The 17190-nt window shown below is 60.9% G+C and carries 13 protein-coding genes; 5 read left to right on the forward strand and 8 right to left on the reverse strand.

Going from position 1 to position 17190, the window contains the following annotated elements; genetic code table 11:
- Positions 1 to 22 precede the first annotated feature (22 nt).
- From ACR0DA_RS09105 to ACR0DA_RS09115, 3 genes are all read left to right on the forward strand, one after another.
- Positions 23 to 412, forward strand: coding sequence for a GFA family protein (locus tag ACR0DA_RS09105; protein ID WP_170599280.1), 390 nt, complete (start codon positions 23 to 25; stop codon positions 410 to 412).
- A gap of 228 nt (positions 413 to 640) precedes the next feature.
- Positions 641 to 2530, forward strand: a complete 1890-nt coding sequence (prpE, locus tag ACR0DA_RS09110; RefSeq protein ID WP_480753686.1) for a propionate-CoA ligase PrpE — start codon at positions 641 to 643, stop codon at positions 2528 to 2530.
- A 90-nt stretch (positions 2531 to 2620) separates the two neighbouring features.
- Positions 2621 to 4060: an amidase family protein gene (locus tag ACR0DA_RS09115; RefSeq protein WP_480753687.1), complete on the forward strand. Its 1440-nt coding sequence runs from the start codon at positions 2621 to 2623 to the stop codon at positions 4058 to 4060.
- Positions 4061 to 4322: 262 nt separating this feature from the next.
- Here the strand turns inward: ACR0DA_RS09115 and ACR0DA_RS09120 are convergent, their stop codons facing one another.
- On the reverse strand, positions 4323 to 5084 hold the full coding sequence (locus tag ACR0DA_RS09120; RefSeq protein ID WP_170337641.1) for an NAD kinase: 762 nt from the start codon (positions 5082 to 5084) through the stop codon (positions 4323 to 4325).
- A gap of 168 nt (positions 5085 to 5252) precedes the next feature.
- On the opposite strand from ACR0DA_RS09120, the gene glyA reads away from it, so the two are divergent.
- Positions 5253 to 6548, forward strand: coding sequence for a serine hydroxymethyltransferase (gene glyA / locus ACR0DA_RS09125; RefSeq protein WP_170363029.1), 1296 nt, complete (start codon positions 5253 to 5255; stop codon positions 6546 to 6548).
- A gap of 72 nt (positions 6549 to 6620) precedes the next feature.
- Here glyA and ACR0DA_RS09130 read toward each other — a convergent pair whose 3' ends face one another.
- Positions 6621 to 6995, reverse strand: a complete 375-nt coding sequence (locus tag ACR0DA_RS09130) for a hypothetical protein (RefSeq protein WP_170363028.1) — start codon at positions 6993 to 6995, stop codon at positions 6621 to 6623.
- 47 nt (positions 6996 to 7042) lie between these two features.
- Between ACR0DA_RS09130 and ACR0DA_RS09135 the strand changes: the two genes are divergently transcribed.
- Positions 7043 to 7846, forward strand: coding sequence for an alpha/beta fold hydrolase (locus ACR0DA_RS09135; protein ID WP_480753688.1), 804 nt, complete (start codon positions 7043 to 7045; stop codon positions 7844 to 7846).
- Between the two features lie 5 nt (positions 7847 to 7851).
- Here ACR0DA_RS09135 and ACR0DA_RS09140 read toward each other — a convergent pair whose 3' ends face one another.
- From ACR0DA_RS09140 to ACR0DA_RS09165, 6 genes are all read right to left on the reverse strand, one after another.
- Positions 7852 to 8031, reverse strand: a complete 180-nt coding sequence (locus ACR0DA_RS09140) for a hypothetical protein (protein ID WP_170363027.1) — start codon at positions 8029 to 8031, stop codon at positions 7852 to 7854.
- An 85-nt stretch (positions 8032 to 8116) separates the two neighbouring features.
- Positions 8117 to 8509 (reverse strand): rhodanese-like domain-containing protein, encoded by a 393-nt coding sequence (locus ACR0DA_RS09145; protein WP_170358356.1) that lies wholly within the window; start codon positions 8507 to 8509, stop codon positions 8117 to 8119.
- A gap of 74 nt (positions 8510 to 8583) precedes the next feature.
- Positions 8584 to 9924 carry an HlyD family type I secretion periplasmic adaptor subunit gene (locus ACR0DA_RS09150; protein WP_170363025.1) on the reverse strand — a complete coding sequence of 447 codons (1341 nt, stop codon included), beginning with the start codon at positions 9922 to 9924 and terminating at the stop codon, positions 8584 to 8586.
- Positions 9925 to 9936: 12 nt separating this feature from the next.
- Positions 9937 to 12228 (reverse strand): type I secretion system permease/ATPase, encoded by a 2292-nt coding sequence (locus tag ACR0DA_RS09155; protein ID WP_170522848.1) that lies wholly within the window; start codon positions 12226 to 12228, stop codon positions 9937 to 9939.
- A 36-nt stretch (positions 12229 to 12264) separates the two neighbouring features.
- Entirely contained in the window at positions 12265 to 14220 is a 1956-nt protein-coding gene (locus tag ACR0DA_RS09160; RefSeq protein WP_480753690.1) for a type I secretion protein, read from the reverse strand.
- A 133-nt stretch (positions 14221 to 14353) separates the two neighbouring features.
- Positions 14354 to 16708, reverse strand: a complete 2355-nt coding sequence (locus tag ACR0DA_RS09165; RefSeq protein WP_480753691.1) for a hypothetical protein — start codon at positions 16706 to 16708, stop codon at positions 14354 to 14356.
- Positions 16709 to 17190 lie beyond the last annotated feature (482 nt).

Below are 17190 nucleotides of genomic sequence, written 5' to 3' on the forward strand. Positions count from 1 at the left end.
CGCCCTGCCGAGGGAGGTCATCATGAAAGGTCACTGCCACTGCAGCGCCGTGCGATGGGCCAGCGATGCCGAGATCGCCTGGAGCTGTTACTGCCACTGCGCGGATTGCCGTCGCAATTGCGCTGCCCCGGTCACTGCGTTCATCGGGCTGCCCCACGGTTCGGTGACGTGGTCGGGGGAAGCGCCGCGCGTGTACAACTCGTCTAAGGATGTCGAACGCCTGTTCTGCGGGACCTGCGGCACGCCGATGGCTTATCGCAATGCCCGCGACCGGGTGAACATTCACCTCTATACCGCCACGCTGGACAATCCCGAGGATGCCGCGCCCCGGTTTCACGTTTTTCACGCCGAGCATCTGCATTGGCTGAACATCCAAGACAGTCTGCCCCGATATGCCGGAACGGCGACCTGATCCGAATCTGGCAAAGCCACTTTTGCACCAAACGCTTCGCAAATTTGCAAGTTCCGAAATAATTTCCCGTCTAGGCGCGAAAACAAGGATCATTTGCAAAACTTTGCAAGACAAATGGGGCAGTTCTGCAAATATTTCGCGATAAACTGACGCGCCGTCACGCGCGCCGCTTGCTCGGTCAGCCGTCCGCGCCTAACACAATGCGAGCAATTTTTGGGAGGAGGACCCATGGCATACCAGGACGTTTACGAGAGCTGGCAAAAAGATCCAGAGGCTTTCTGGATGGACGCGGCCAAGGGGATCGACTGGTTCCAACCGCCAAGCAAGGCCCTGTTTGACGACAACGCCCCTCTCTATGAATGGTTCTGCGATGCCAAGGTGAACACCTGCTGGAATGCCGTGGACCGCCACGTTGAAAACGGCCGGGGCGAGCAAACCGCCATCATCTATGATAGCCCGATCACCCACACCAAGCGCGAAATCTCCTACATGGAGCTGCGCAATCGCGTAGCCACCCTGGCCGGCGCGCTGCGCGCCAAGGGGGTCGAAAAGGGCGACCGCGTCATCATCTACATGCCGATGATCCCCGAGGCGCTCGAGGCGATGCTGGCCTGCGCGCGGCTGGGTGCGGTGCATTCGGTGGTCTTTGGCGGGTTTGCCAGCAACGAACTGGCGGTGCGGATCGACGACGCCAAACCCAAGGCGATCATCGCGGCGTCCTGCGGGCTGGAGCCCGGTCGTGTGGTACATTACAAGCCGCTGCTGGACGGCGCCATCGACATGGCCAGCCACAAGCCCGAGTTCTGCGTGATCTTCCAGCGCGAACAGGAAGTGGCCAAGCTGATCGAAGGGCGCGACTTCAACTGGCACGGCTTTCAGTACGGCGTTGAGCCGGCCGAGTGTGTGCCGGTCGCAGGCAATGATCCCGCCTACATCCTTTACACCTCGGGCACCACGGGGGCGCCCAAAGGCGTCGTGCGGCCCACGGCGGGGCACCTTGTGGCGCTGAACTGGACGATGAAAAACATCTACAACGTCGACCCCGGCGACGTGTTCTGGGCGGCCTCGGACGTGGGCTGGGTCGTGGGGCATTCCTACATCTGCTATGGCCCGCTGATCCACGGCAACACCACCATCGTGTTCGAGGGCAAGCCCGTCGGCACACCCGATGCCGCTACCTTCTGGCGGGTGATTTCCGAGCACAAGGTCAAAAGCTTTTTCACCGCCCCAACGGCGATCCGCGCAGTCAAGCGCGAGGACCCCAAGGGCGAGATGCTGGCGAAATACGACCTGTCCTGCCTCAAGGCCCTGTTCCTGGCCGGTGAACGCGCCGACCCGGACACGATCACCTGGGCGCAGGACGCGCTGAAGGTTCCGGTCGTCGACCACTGGTGGCAGACCGAAACCGGCTGGACCATCGCCGGCAACCCGCTGGGGATCGAGGAACTGCCGATCAAGCTGGGCTCGCCCGCCAAGCCGATGCCCGGCTATGACGTGCAGATCCTGGACGAAGGCGGCCACCCGATGAAACCGGGCGAGCTGGGCGCGATCGCGGTCAAGCTGCCACTGCCGCCGGGAACGCTGCCGACCTTGTGGAATGCCGAGCAGCGGTTCAAGAAATCTTATCTCGAGCATTTCCCGGGCTACTATGAAACCGGCGATGCCGGGATGATCGACGAGGACGGTTACCTGTACATCATGGCCCGCACCGATGACGTGATCAACGTGGCCGGCCACCGCCTGTCCACCGGCGCGATGGAGGAGGTTCTGGCAGCCCATCCCGACGTGGCCGAATGCGCAGTCATCGGTGTATCGGACCAGTTGAAGGGTCAGGCCCCGGTTGGCTTCCTGTGCCTGAACGCGGGTTGCAATCGTGACCATGCCGAGATCGCGAAAGAGGTCGTGCAGATGGTGCGCGACAAAATCGGGCCCGTTGCGGCATTCAAACTGGCCGTCGTAGTGGATCGTCTGCCAAAGACACGGTCTGGCAAGATCCTGCGTGGAACGATGGTGTCGATCGCCGATGGCAAAGATTACAAAATGCCCGCCACGATCGACGATCCGGCCATTCTGGACGAAATTACCGAAGCCCTGAAATCAATCGGTTACGCCCAGTAACCGGGCATCGGGCGGCCCCGGGCCGCCCGCCCTGCCCTGCGGGGTTGCAACCATTGGCAGACCGCCTACTGTGCCCTTGACGGAGGGCACATGGCAAATGACGACATCTGGCGCCTGAGCGCCACAGTACTCGCAAAACTGACCCGCTCCGGCGAATTGAGCGCGACCGAAGCCGTCCAAAGCGCAATCGACCGGATGCACGCGCTGAACCCGGCGCTGAATGCCGTCGTCGAAGACCTCAGCGCCGAGGCGCGGGAGCGCGCCCGCGCCCTCGATGCCCAGCGGGCCCGCGGCGAACCGACCGGCCCGCTGCACGGCGTTCCCGTCACGATCAAAGTCAATGTCGACCAGAAGGGCCATGCCACGACCAACGGTGTGACCGCTCTGAAAGACGTAATTGCCCCCGACGATGCGCCCGTCGTGTCGAACCTGCTGAAGGCTGGGGCGGTGGTGATTGGCCGGACCAACACGCCCGAGTTCTCATTCCGTGCCGACACCGACAACCCGCTTTATGGACGCACCCACAACCCTTGGGGCCGACATATTTCTCCCGGGGGCTCCTCGGGCGGGGCCGGTGTGGCGGTGATGACGGGCATGGGGGCGCTGGCGCATGGCAACGACATCGGCGGCAGCCTGCGGTTTCCGGCCGCGGCCCTTGGCGCGGTGACCGTGAAGCCGGGCTTGGGGCGCGTTCCCGCATGGAACCCCAGCCAAACCGCCGAACGTGGACTGCTTGCGCAATCCATGTCGGTGCAAGGCCTGATCACCCGCAGCGCGGCTGACCTGCACCTGGCCATGCCCAGCCTGATCGCGCCGGATCCGCGCGATCCGTTTCACGTTCCGCTGCCCTGGCGCGTGACCGAGCCTGACCAGCAGCCGCGGGCAGCTTTCACCAAGAACACTTTCGGTTACGATCTCCACCCCGAGGTCGACAAGGCGCTGGACACGGCCCGTGATGCACTGGTTGATGCCGGGTACACCGTTGACGAGATCGACCCTCCGAACGTTTTTGAATGTGGACGGCTGGGTTATCGCGCATTGATGGGCGAGGTTCTGACCCTGATGAAAGCCGATGTCGAGGCGGCCGGGTCCGAGACAATCCAGCGCATCTTTGCCACTTACTTCCAGGAATTTCCCCCGATCACCGGCCCGGACCTGATCCGAGCACTGGCGCAGCGCAGCCACTATGCGCGGGAATGGTCCCTGTTCTTGGAGGACTACCCGCTGGTGCTGTCGCCTTTCCTGCCGCAGCCCTTTTTCAGACCCGACCGTGATACAGAAGGCTCGGAAGGCGTACACGAAGTGCTGGGCTGCGCGGTCTATTCCTATGCGATGAACTTTCTGGGCCTGCCCGCCGCCTGCGTTCCGGCGCGTTTGGCCGAATTGCCGAGCGGGCGCCAGCCAATCAACGTTCAGATCGCAGCGCAGCGCTGGCGCGAGGACCTGGCGTTGGACGCCGCCATCGCGATTGAAGCCCGGGTTGATCGTATGGCTGATCACCTGTGGGCCGATCTGGCAAGCACGGGCTGAAACACCAACCGCTTTCAACTGCCCAAAATAATTGACCCCGGGACTGAGAGCCCGGGGTCCACGTGCTAAAATATGCCCGGATTGTGATGACGAGCGTAGCACCACCCACCCTCGCCAGCGCGAAAACTGCGCAATCATCCGAAAACACCATTTGGTGGCCACTCACTCCCACCGCGGCGTGTTCTCCGGGCAGGATCAGCTTAGCTGAGAGGTGGTCAGCTTCCTGTGAACTGCTTCACATAAGTCCGAGAATCTCGGGAATTTATGTAAATTGTTCAATCGTTAGACGCTCTTCCAGGCCATGACCGGGATCAAACAGGATCCTGTGACGGATCTTGGGTTCCGACCGAATCTCGACCCAATCGATATCCGGAAAGGATATGGAATCAGCGTCTGCCATCACCGGGCGCTTGTCGGCCTCAAGCACGTCAAAGCGCACATGCGCCGTGCTGGGCAGCAAAGCACCGCGCCACCGCCGAGGACGAAAGGCCGCAATGGCCGTCAGTGCCAGAACATCCGACCCAATGGGCAGAATCGGACCATGTGCCGAATAGTTGTAGGCGGTCGACCCGGCGGGCGTGGACAACAGCGCCCCGTCACAGACCAGTTCGGCCAACCGCACCCGGCCATTCACGCTGATCTTCAGGCGCGCGGCTTGCGGACCGGCGCGCAGCAACGAAACCTCGTTAATCGCAAGGGCTTCGTGCACCTGTCCCGATTGGTCCATGGCCTTCATCGTCAAGGGGTTGATGACCTCTTCCTCGGCGGCTCTCAGACGCTCCATCAGATCGGCTTCGTGGAACTCGTTCATCAGAAACCCGATGGTCCCGCGGTTCATACCATAGACCGGCACATCCAGATGCTGCGTGTTGTGCAGCGTCCGCAACATGAACCCGTCGCCGCCCAGCGCCACGATGACATCCGCATCTCGGGGGGCCGCATTGCCATAGCGTGCAACCAGTTTGTTGCGGGCCGACTGCGCGACATCCACGTCGCTGGCGAGAAAAGCGATTCTCTTTGTCATGTTTTCCGGTTTCCGGTGCTGCGCATTTGGTTCCGAAACAAACATACCTTTCCCCATTAGGCCAGACGTGACGCCGCAGCTGGCCATTTCGTCGCTTTAAAGTCTTTTTCATCCGTACAGTTTCCTATAGGAAATCCGCCAAACCAACCTCAGCCATGCGGAGCGCCCATGAACGCCAATCTTCGTGATACCGGTTTCTTCACCCAGTCCCTCGCGGATCGCGACCCTGAACTTTTTGGGGCAATCACGTCCGAACTGGGACGTCAGCGCGACGAGATCGAGCTGATCGCTTCGGAAAACATCGTCAGCGCAGCCGTCATGGAGGCGCAGGGCTCGGTCATGACCAACAAGTACGCCGAAGGTTATCCCGGGCGGCGTTACTATGGCGGTTGCCAGTTCGTCGACATCGCCGAGAACCTGGCCATCGACCGCGCCAAGCAACTTTTCGGTTGCGAATTCGCCAACGTGCAGCCGAATTCGGGATCACAAGCCAACCAAGGCGTGTTCCAGGCGCTGATCCAGCCGGGCGACACCATTCTGGGAATGAGCCTGGATGCTGGCGGTCACCTGACCCATGGCGCCAAGCCCAACCAGTCGGGCAAGTGGTTCAATGCGGTTCAGTACGGCGTGCGCAAGCAGGACAACATGCTGGACTACGATCAGGTCGAGGCGCTGGCCAAAGAACACCAGCCCAAGCTGATCATCGCCGGCGGCTCCGCCATTCCGCGCCAGATCGACTTTGCTCGCATTCGCGAGATCGCCGACATGGTGGACGCCTATCTGCACGTGGACATGGCGCATTTCGCCGGTCTTGTCGCCGCGGGTGAGCATCCCAGCCCCTTCCCGCACGCGCATGTGGCCACGACCACCACGCACAAAACCCTGCGCGGCCCGCGTGGCGGCATGATCCTGACCAATGACGAGACGATCGCCAAGAAAGTGAATTCGGCCATCTTCCCGGGCATCCAGGGCGGCCCACTGATGCATGTGATCGCGGCAAAGGCCGTGGCATTTGGCGAGGCGCTGCAGCCTTCGTTCAAAGACTACATCAAACAGGTCGTCGTCAACGCTCAGGCGTTGTCGGATCAGCTGATCAAGGGCGGCCTGGACACGGTGACCCACGGCACTGACACCCATGTTGTTCTGGTCGACCTGCGCCCAAAAGGCGTCAAGGGCAACGCGACCGAAAAGGCGCTGGGCCGTGCGCACATCACCTGCAACAAGAACGGCGTGCCGTTTGATCCTGAAAAGCCGACCGTGACCAGCGGCATTCGTCTGGGTTCGCCCGCCGGTACGACCCGAGGTTTTGGAGAGCCCGAGTTCCGCCAGATCGCGGACTGGATCATCGAAGTGGTCGATGGACTGGCCGCCAATGGTGAAGACAACAACGGTGAGGTCGAGGCGCGGGTCAAAGCGCAGGTCGCGGATCTGTGCGCAAAGTTCCCGATCTACCCGAACCTCTGACGCCACAAGTTCAGAAACAACAAAATGGCGCCTTTAGCGGGCGCCATTTTTCTTTGCTGTCAGATGCCCTGATCAGATCAGATCGCGCCACCACAGCACGACCAGAAACAGCGCGACCAAGGCCAGGATATTGAAGGCCAGCCCCCCGAGCATGCCCAGAAACCAACCCCAGCGGCGATCCGCCAGATTGATGGCGCGCAAATGCGACTGAACATCCTTTGCCGCCTTTTCCAGGGTCGGCGAGTCCAGGGTCAGCCGGAGCTTGGGATGCTCGACCAACGGCTCGGCACGGGCCAGTTCCATTGCCTGTTTGTAGACCTTGCGCGGCAAGCGGCGCTTGGCACGGCGCACCGACTCGGCCAGGGTCTTGCCCTTTGCGCCCAGTTTTTTGCGCAACAGAAATATCGTCTGCGCGATCTGGGTCTGAATTTCTGTTTCCTGAGCCATGCGCCCCTCCTGATGGGGCAATCTAACGGTCTGCGCAGGCGGTCACAATGGGGCTGGTTGTCCGGGGCGCCGGAGGCTATCAGAAAGACATGCTGAACACGATCACACATGGCGAACCGACGTCCCGCACACCGCTGCTGATTGCCCATGGGCTATACGGATCGGCCCGAAACTGGGGGGTAATCGCGCGTCGGCTGTCAGACGAACGTCAGGTGGTGGCGGTCGACATGCGCAACCACGCCCACAGCTTCTGGGACGACCGGCACGACTATCCGGCGTTGGCGGATGATTTGGCTGAGGTCATCGAAAGTATGGGCGGCATGGCTGACGTGATCGGACATTCGATGGGTGGCAAGTCGGCAATGACATTGGCGCTCGAGCATGGCGAAATGGTCCAAAGGCTGGTCGTGGCGGACATTGCTCCGGTTCGGTACAGCCACACGCAAATGCCATATATCGAGGCCATGCGCGCCGTGGACATGACACAGGTCGCGTGCCGCTCGGACGTGGAACAGCAACTGGCCGATCTTGGAGTCGAGAAGGCGTTGCAGAGCTTCTTCACTCAGTCGCTGGACGTTCCCGGCAAACGCTGGCGGCTGAACCTGGACGTTTTGGCCAAAGAGATGCCGAATATCATGGGTTTTCCGGACTTTACCTCACACTGGGACGGCCCGGCGCTGTTTCTCGCCGGTGCGGAGTCGGACTATGTTCAGGCAAGTCACCGCGAAATCATCAAATCTTTGTTCCCGAACGCCCGTTTCGCCAAGATTCCGGGCGCAGGCCATTGGCTGCACGCCGAAAAACCGCGTGAGTTCGAAGCTGCTGTCCGGACATTTCTGAACGCCGCCTAAGCTCGCTATTGGTACAGGCGCTTGGCGACCAGCCAGGAAGCGGGCAAGGCCGCGACCGCTCCGACGGCTGCGGCACCCACGATGGCCAGGGTCGAAACCATCCCCGCGGTCAGCACGGCGATAACGGCCGTCCCCGCGAGGGCGGTCGCGATCAGGGAATACAGTAGCGCTGCAAGTCTCATCATGGCCAGTCGTCCTTGTTGATGGCGTCTGACGCGCAGATTGCCGAAGCGTAATACAATCGGCTTTGATGCAGATCAGGCTGGGTCCCTACATCCCAGAATCAACCGGGCCGACGTAGTCGCCCCCGCCGTTTACCCAGTCCGAGAACCCACCCAGGTTGTAGACATGCTGATACCCCATGTCCTTGAGCAACTTGCCCGCAAGTGCCGCCCGTCCGCCCGAAGCGCAATGCAGAATGATCGGGCGATCCTTCCGCAGCTCGGGGTCATGCGATTGCAGCGCAGGATCGGCACGAAACTCGAGCATACCGCGTGAGATATGGTGAGATCCGACGGCGCGACCGGTCTTTTCCAGTTCAGGCGCATCGCGAATGTCCAGCAGCAGCGCACCCTGCTGCAATAGCTCCCTAGCTTGCGCGGCGCTGATACGTTGAACAACGGAATTCGCGGTCTCAAGCATCTCTTGAACGGTCAATGGCATTCGTGCGGTCCCTCCCGGATTTTCACGAATGCTAGCACGGGGCCTTTTGTATTTGTAAGCGCTATGGTGGTCGCCTATTGCTCGCGAAAGGCCCGAGACATGCTGTCGACGATCGGCTTGGCGATATAGGCGGCAAAGGTGCGTTCCTCGGTCTGGATCATGATCTCGGCCGGCATGCCGGGGGTCGGAATGAAACCCCGTACCCGGTCCATCTCGTCAGGCTCCAACGACACCCGGGCCAGATAGACCTCTTGAGGTATTCCGCTGGCTTCTTCCAGAACCGCGTCCGCCGAGACGTAAAAGACTTCGCCAGTCAGAACCGGTGTCGTGCGCTGATTCAAAGCTACCAACCGCACGGTCGCGGTCTGGCCGGTCACAACGCTGTCGATATCGGTGCGCGGGATCTGGGCCTCGATGATCAGCGGGGCATCAGCTGGCAGGATTTCGGCAATCGGCTTGCCGGTCTCGATGACGCCGCCCGGCGTGTAATAGTGCAGTCGCACAACCGTGCCATCGACCGGGGCGCGAACCACCGCGCGGGCAAGAACACTGCTGGCCTGGCGCGATTTTTCCCGCACGCTTTCCAGATCCGCCTCGATTACACCCAGTTCGTCCAGCGCCGCTTCCCGATAGGCGGACCGGGTCCGGGTGATCTGCTCTTCGTATTTCAGCAGCATCTGGCTGGTTTCCGAAGCCTCGGCCGCCAGTCGGGCCAATTGCCCGTCCGCTTCGGCCTGGACTCGTCGGATAGTGTTCAACTCACCCTTTCGGACAAGCCCTTTTTCGAACAACGCGTTTTTGGTTTCGTATTCTTCCTGAAGGATCGCCTTGCGGCGCTCCATGCTTTCCAATTGCGCCTCGAAGCCGCTGGCCCTGATCTTCAGCGCCTCGATATTGCGTTCGAGAAGGGCAATGTCATTCAGGAGCGTCTTGCGCGAGACTTCGAAACTGAGCCGCTGGTTGTCGAGAATGGTCATCACTTCAACGTCGTCGGACGCCTCGATCAGGGCGGGTGAAAACTCCAGATTGTCCTTTTCGGCGTATTCGGCCAGCAAGCGCTCGACCATCGCCTGAAGGCGGATCTTGCGGATGAACAATTCGCGCTCATTTGCCTCGGCCGAGGTCTGGTCGAGTGTCATCAAGACCTGCCCCTCCTGCACGGTCTGGCCTTCGGTGACCAGGATCTGTTCGATGATCCCTCCTTCAAGATGCTGAACGATCTTGTTGCGCCCGGTGGCCACAAAGCTGCCCTGCGCAATCACTGCGGCCGCGAGAGGCGCCTGAAACGACCACAGGCCGAACCCGCCGAAACAGGCGACCAGCAGCACGGTACCCACGACTATGAACTTGGTTATCGATCTCGGAACCTCGGCGTACCAAAGGGCGGGATCGTCTACTTGTACCAACTCGTTCATCTTTACCCCCGTCTACCCTTTCAACTCGGGCTGCTGGCGCGGCCCGTTCAGTTGCTGCAGCACCTGCTCACGCTGACCGAACAGGGCGACCCGCCCGTCCGTCAGCAGCATGATCTTGTCCACCACGTTCAAGAGCGTCGGTTTTTGGGTGATCACGACCACGGTAATCTTGTTTTCCCTCGCCTGCTCGATTGCCCGGGCCAGCGCCTTGTCGCCCGCGACATCCAGGTTCGAGTTCGGCTCGTCCAGAACCACCATCCGCGGATTGCCAAAGAAGGCGCGCGCCAGCGCGATCCGCTGTTTCTGACCGCCAGACAGGGGCGAGCCATCGGCAGCGACCACAGTCTCATACCCCTGTGGCAAGGTGGCGATCATGTTGTGCACGTCGGCCAGAACTGCAGCATCATGAATTTGCTCATCGGTGGCATCGGCGCGCATTCGGCCGATATTGTCCTTGATCGTGCCCGGAAACAGCTGAACGTCCTGCGGCAGGTACCCGATGCTTTCGCCAAACTGGCGAGGATCCCAGTTTCGAATATCCATCAGATCGAGCCGCACACTGCCCGAGGTCGGCAGAATCGATCCTACAAGCGTTTTGCCCAGCGTGGTCTTGCCCGCGCCCGAGTTGCCGATGATCGCCAGCGTCTCGCCCGGGTTGAGCGAAAAACTGATGCCGTTGAGAACCACGCGTTTGGTACCCCCGGGTACAAACAGAAGGCGTTCAACATCCACTCGTCCCTCGGGGCGGGGCAAGCGCAGCTTCTCATACTGAAGCGCCGAATTGGACAGCAATGCCTTGATGCGGCTGTAGGCACCGCGGGTCAGCAGGAATGTATTCCAGCCCTCGATTGACCCTTCGATTGGCGCAAAAGCCCGCCCAGCGATGATCGAGGCCGCGATCACCATGCCGCCCGTGATTTCGCCTTGCAGGGCCAGATAGGCCCCCCATCCCAGAATGCCGACCTGCGTCAGCAGGCGTACGGTGCGCGAGATCGCCGCGAACACCACGTTTCGGTCCTGCGCCCGGACCTGCCAGGTCAGGGAGTTGGCGGTGTCGCGTCCCCAGATCCGAACCGCCTCGGGGATCATTGCAAGTGCGTTGATGATCTGGCTGTTCCGCGACATCGAATCCAGATGCTGGTTGGCCAGAGATTGGGCCATGTTGGCCTCGGCAAACGGTTTGGCCGTCATCCGCTGGTTGATCAGCGCGATAACCATCAGGATCACGGCCGTCACCACCACGATCATGCCCAACTCTGGGTGAACCAGAAAAATCATAAGGATGAACAACGGCGCAAAAGGAACATCCAAAAAGGAGAGAAGGGTGCTTGAAACGAGAAAGCCGCGGATTTGCTGCAGATCACCCAGCGTCTGATACTCGCGTCCCGTCCCGTGCAACGAGGCATGCGCTGCGGCACTGAGGGTCGGAGCACCCAGTCGCGCCGCCACTTCGACCCCGGTGCGCATCAACATGAAGCGCCGCACCGCATCGAAAGCCGATTGAAAGATGATTGCCCCGGCCACGATCGCGGTCAGCATGATCAGCGTGTCCAGCGAGCGGCTGGTCAGCACCCGGTCACTGATCTGGAACAGGTAGATCGGGATCGCCAGGATCAGCAGATTGGTCGCGCAGGTCAGAACCAGAACAAACGCAAGGTTCCGCCATATCGCTCGCATCGAGGTTCGAAGGGTGCGTTGAAAGTCTTCGGGCGGCGTGCGCTTGTGAAAAGATTGGGGTGGCCCTTTGCCGCCGCCATCGCCTGAACCAGTGCGCAGCAGCGGCTTGTTCGCTTCGGCCTCGATAGTGGTGCCCATGCGATCCGTCCCACCCGACCGGGACGAGGGGGTCATGCGCGCGGTCGGGCTTTCGACGGTTTGCGGTTCCGAGTCCTCGGCATTGGCCACCCCTTCGCCGTCACCCGCACGCCCTTCCACGGCGACGGTCTCCGGCGTTTCGCGCCGTCGGGGAGAAGCGGCGCTGAATGTTGTTTCCAGTGTGTTGTCGTCTGTTGTTTTCTGATCGGTTTCGTCCTGGATCTTCGCTGCCGGAGCCGCAGCATTGCGAGCAACCTCATGCTCTGTCTGCGCCGTCACCTGGCCCTCCTGCGCTGCCTTGTTCTGGCTCTGCTCGGTCGCGGGCACGCGCATCTCCTTGGTCAACCTTAGCCGTGCGGTCAGCCGTTCCGTTGCAAGTGACGAGCCAGACACCATGTCGCTGGGTCGCAAAGTCAGAGGCTGTCCGCTTCCCGACCGGTCCAGCGGGCTGGCATATCGGGTGCGGCGCGACGAAAAAACGATCGACATAAACAAACCTTCCGGTCACTCGTAAAAAAGGGAAAATCAGGTCAGGATGGATTGCATTCCTACATTGGCGTCCAAGTCTTCGGGGGTTAGTGCAGGAGCGGTCGGGCCGCTGGCTGCTTGCCCGACGGTCATTGCCTCCTCCATCAGGATTGCGATGGCTTCGTTGGCAAATTCCGGGCTGATCTCATTCTCGGGCAAATCGATGAGACTGGCCTGGTGCAGCAAAAGCTCGGAATACGCGCCCTGCCCGGCCATGACTACGGAGTCCACGCCCAGCTTGTTGATGTTGGCCGCATTCAGCATCGCGTTGCTGCCGGCCACGACTTCGGTACTGGCCCCATGCGGACCGGACAGGAAAATGTCATCTTGATCGGCAAGCATCGTGACCTGCTCAAGAATATTCACCTGCAGCAGGTTTCCGTCGATCTTCAGAACGCGCATCTGCTCCATGCCCGCGAACATCGGATCGTTCAGCAATGCGTCCTCGAGCGCAGCCATGTTCATTTCATTCAGAGCCATGGCCTCGGCCATGTTCTCCTCAAGCGCCTCCTGCAGGTCCAGGCCGTTGGTCATCACCGAGGCCTGGTTCATCAGCAGGTTTTCGTTCGCACCTCCGGCAGGTCCGGCTAGGCCGCCTGACACCAGGTCGTCATCCATCAGGACAAGCGTCTGGAACAACATGTCGACCGAGATCATGTCGCCGCCGATCATGATCAGGTCATAATAGTTGCCGAGTTGAACAATATCGGCCACGTTGACCATCTGGTTGCCACCCATCGCATACATGGTCGAAGACGCGGAAATCTCGGTCTGGATATGGTCGATATCGGTGGCGTTGATGACCTGCTTGAGGAAGTTGGCAACCACCAGATCGCCATGGATCCAATCGACGGTCAAAAAGGACGGCTGCCCGGCCCCACCAGCGACGGCCGAGGTTCCGGCAAGCCACGGCGCAGGATTCGCCTCTGTTTCAATCTGGGCGGATTGGACGACGTTGGTGCCCGCGCCGCTGCCGGTGTTTCCGACATCAACATCTGATACCAGCGCGACCTGGCTGATCATCGTCAGGCTGATCGCTTGTCCACCCACGGCGATGAAGGGGGCATCCACCCAACCGACGTTCAGCGCGACTTCGTTGATCGCAAGATTGCCGCCGGTGACAACGGTATGACCCTCGTGTGACTCCGGCCCCTCGGACTGGTTCCACTCGGCCGGATAGGACTGTGACACCAGATTTTCCTCAGCCTCCTCGGGCTGGTGGTAGGCCGGCAGAAGATCGCTCCAGACCGGAGCCTCCGACACGTGTTGACCGTTGACGATGATGCCTTCCGCGTCTTCACCTTGGAATTGGTGAACCGTGACACCTTGGACCGATCCGTTCATCGGTGACGTTATCTGTTCGACCAGCGTATCCAGGTATTCTGGCGTCATGTAGTCCGGTACCGCCAGTGAAGGCACCGCCATCGCATGAAGCGACTGCGCCACGTCCAACGCGGCCTCGGCCTGCGCTGTCAGCATCGCCGCATCGCGGAAGTCGCCCGCGCCGACGGTATCATTGTCGCGCAGGACCAATGTCTGGAATGTGTAAGTGACGGCAGACCCTATCAGGTCGCTGACGACCTGCGGCTGCAACATCAAGAATTGCGGCCCGACCGAGATAGGCAATTCGGACTGCGGAACAAATCCGCCCGGCGCCAACGGGTCACCGATCTGGATGCTCGACTCGAGCATCGGGCCGGCTGGTGGCAGCGGCAACTGCGGGTCCGCGGGCGGTTCGGGGAATCGGTAGGGAAGCGGGTCGTAGTCCTTGGGCTTCAGATCCAGATCGGCCTTGACGACAATCCTGATCGGATCCTCCAGGCCTTCAACTTCGGCCAGCCGTCGGAGCGCCGTAAACTCCTCGTATTGCTGCCGCAGGATGGCCTGTTCCATCGTGAGCTGAAAAGTACCGATAAAATGGGCGATCGTTTCCGTAATGCTGTCAAGTGACATCTGGACTATCCCTGTCACCCTTTCCGGCAGAAAATTTCCGGGTCTGGGTTAAGTTGGACCGAGGCCATGAAGCACGGCCCCGGTGTTTTCATCAAAGACCGGAGGCCGAAATCGCGGCCTCCGGGGTCAGGCATTATGCCTCGGTGTCGTCGCTCGCGTAGGTCGAACTCATCGAACCGCCAACCATCGTGGTATCGACCGAGTTGCCAAGCACGTTGGCGCCCATGACGATTGTCTGGTTGAAGGCCGAGGTATCGACCACTGCTGCTGCCGACGCGTAGGATTCACCAGTGACGATACCGTCGCCACCATTGTTGGAACCCCAGGTGCCGCCATTGCCGCCGGCTCCGCCGTCACCCGAATAGGCACCGGCCGCGCTGCCACCGGTGACTGCGCCACCCGTGGTATCGCCGGACATGGCGCTACCCATGGCGTAGCCGCTGGTACCGCCATTGGCCGCAGACGCACCGCCTGCACCACCGGCTCCCGAGCTGGCCGCGCCAGTTGCGCTGCCGGATCCGGTCGAGGTTGCATCGTTGTCGGTGTACGACGCGCCGCCGTATCCCGCGATGGCTTCGGCCAGGCTGTCGGCGGAACCGTTGGTGTCGGCGTCAGCAAAGACTTCTGCCGCACCACCGGTACCTGCCGTGTTGACCGCATCCACAGAACCCGCACCGTTACCGGACGAGGTGGACGTTGGCGTCGTGGTCCCACCGGCTCCGCCAGCGCCTTCTGCACTGGACGAACCCGAACCGGTTCCGTTTGCCGCGCCATTGGCCGCGTTCGAACCGCCGGCTCCGCCGGTTCCGGTCGACGTCTGCGGGTTGCTGGCCGCACCGTTCACGTCACCGGGCGACTGACTGATATTCGGACCGCTTGCTGCCAGATCGCCGACGCCCTGTGCGCCAGAGTTGGCTGCCGAGCTGCCGCCCGTGCCGGCTCCGCCGGACCCTGCGCCACCGGTTCCGGCACCGCCGGTTCCTGCGCCGCCGGTTCCAGCACCACCGGTGCCCGCTCCGCCGGTACCCGGGTTGTTGCCCGTGGTTCCGCCGCCGCCGGTCGCGGCGTCGGTATCAGCCGCATTCAAGGCCGGACCACCATCCGCGATTTCCTGGTTCAGCGCTGCAATGGCTGCTTCGACCATGGCCGAGAATCCGCCGGATCCCTCGCCACCAGAGCCTTCGCCGCCAGCACCTTCACCACCCGAGCCCGAGCCGCCGGAACCCGTGCCACCGGAACCAGGCCCGCCGGTGCCATTCGCGCCACTTTGCGCGCCGCTGCCGGCCATGCCCGCACCCGTGTTGCTTCCGGCCGTCGCTTCATTCGCTTCGGTCGTACCGGTGCTGTTGTTCGATGCAGAACCCGAGTTCGATGACTCGCCGTTGCCGCCATTGGCGCCGTTCGCACCCGACTCGTTTCCGGCCAGTCCAAGGCCCGCGCCGATCGAACCGGTCGCGTTTTCACCACCGTTGGCATTGCCTTCCGAGTTGGCGCCGGACAGTCCCAGACCAAGGCCAAGACCGATCGAGCCGGCATTACCGCCTTCACCGCCAGTTCCCTGACCGTTGGCATTCGAACTGCCGGTGTTGTTGGCGCTGGAGGTGCTGTTGGCGTTGCCGCCATTGCCAGCCGTGCTTTCGCCACTGGCTTCGGCGCCCGACAGACCAAGACCCAGGCTCGTGTTGTTGGCGCCGCCCGAGGCCGCACCGTTACCGCCTTGCGAAGCCGCGCCGGCATTGCCGGTGTGGCCGCCCAGCGCGAATGCGTGGCTGCCATTGGTCTCGCCGCTTGCGGCACCGCCGTAGCTGGTTCCGCCGGAACCCGAGTTACCGCCGCCGGAGGATGAACCGATACCTTCTTCGGCATAGGCCGAACCGCCCGTCGCGCTGCCGTTCTGATAGAACGAGCCGTCATTCGACAGGCTGGGCGAATCCAGCGTGTCATCGTCACTCAGGCTGGCCAACTGGTTGTTGATCGACGACATGTCGTTGCCGTCACCATTCATCGAGATGGACAGGTTCAGATCATCGCCGGGATCATAATTCACGTCGTTTCCGGCCGTGATGACATCACCGATAGATGCCGAGTCACCGATATCCAGATCGACCTGGTCATCGTCGCGCGGGATCCACTCACCTTCACCGAAATCGATGTTGATCGAGTTTGCGATACTGTTGCTGTCATCGCCGCCATTCACGTTCGATTGCTGCTGACCTTGCTGTTGGCCCTGCTGCTGTGCCTGGCCCTGATCCTGACCCTGGGCCTGTTCGTTTGCGACCTCGGTCGCCTGAGCCTGAGCCTGGTTCTGTTCGTCTTCGTTATTTGCAGCGTTTTGAACTTCCTGACCCTGCTGCTGTTGCTGCGCGGTCAGTTCGGCCTCGATATTTGCTTCTTCGACGGGAATTTCCACCGAGATCGGAGCTTCGAGATTTTCAACATTAACTTCGTCAACGGTCGTGACATTGGTATTGTTCACATTGCGTCGCATAACAATCTTCCATTTTTGAAGCGCCAGACCGCCATTCATCTACAAAGCGATATTCGGCGCGGTTGAAAAATATTATTGAGCATCCATTCGCGAAACTGCGCATGTCTGCGGCCTTGTCTTTCGAATGATGTGTTGTCACCCCCCTTTCTCGGCCAAGCCGATTCCGTGACTGCTCAAAATCACGCGAAAATACGCGGGCCGCAGACACGCCAGGTACAAGTACACTTCGCAAATTGAAGCACGACACAGGGTACAGATGCAGTTCCGTCTGCCTAGCTGGCAGAAAGTATTAACATCACTAAAACGCTGATTTGCTTAATGTATTACTTGAACACGCGTTTCAGGGTCGTGTTCGAAGCCAAATTGGCCTGCGACAAAAGCCGGCAAAATTTAGTTATTTGAATCTCGATATTTAAGAGGTCCGACCGTCAAACGACCTTAATCGAAAGTTCTAAAACCCGGCGATTCCCAAAGCCGTGCAG

Source organism: Ruegeria sp. CI8 (assembly GCF_056536865.1).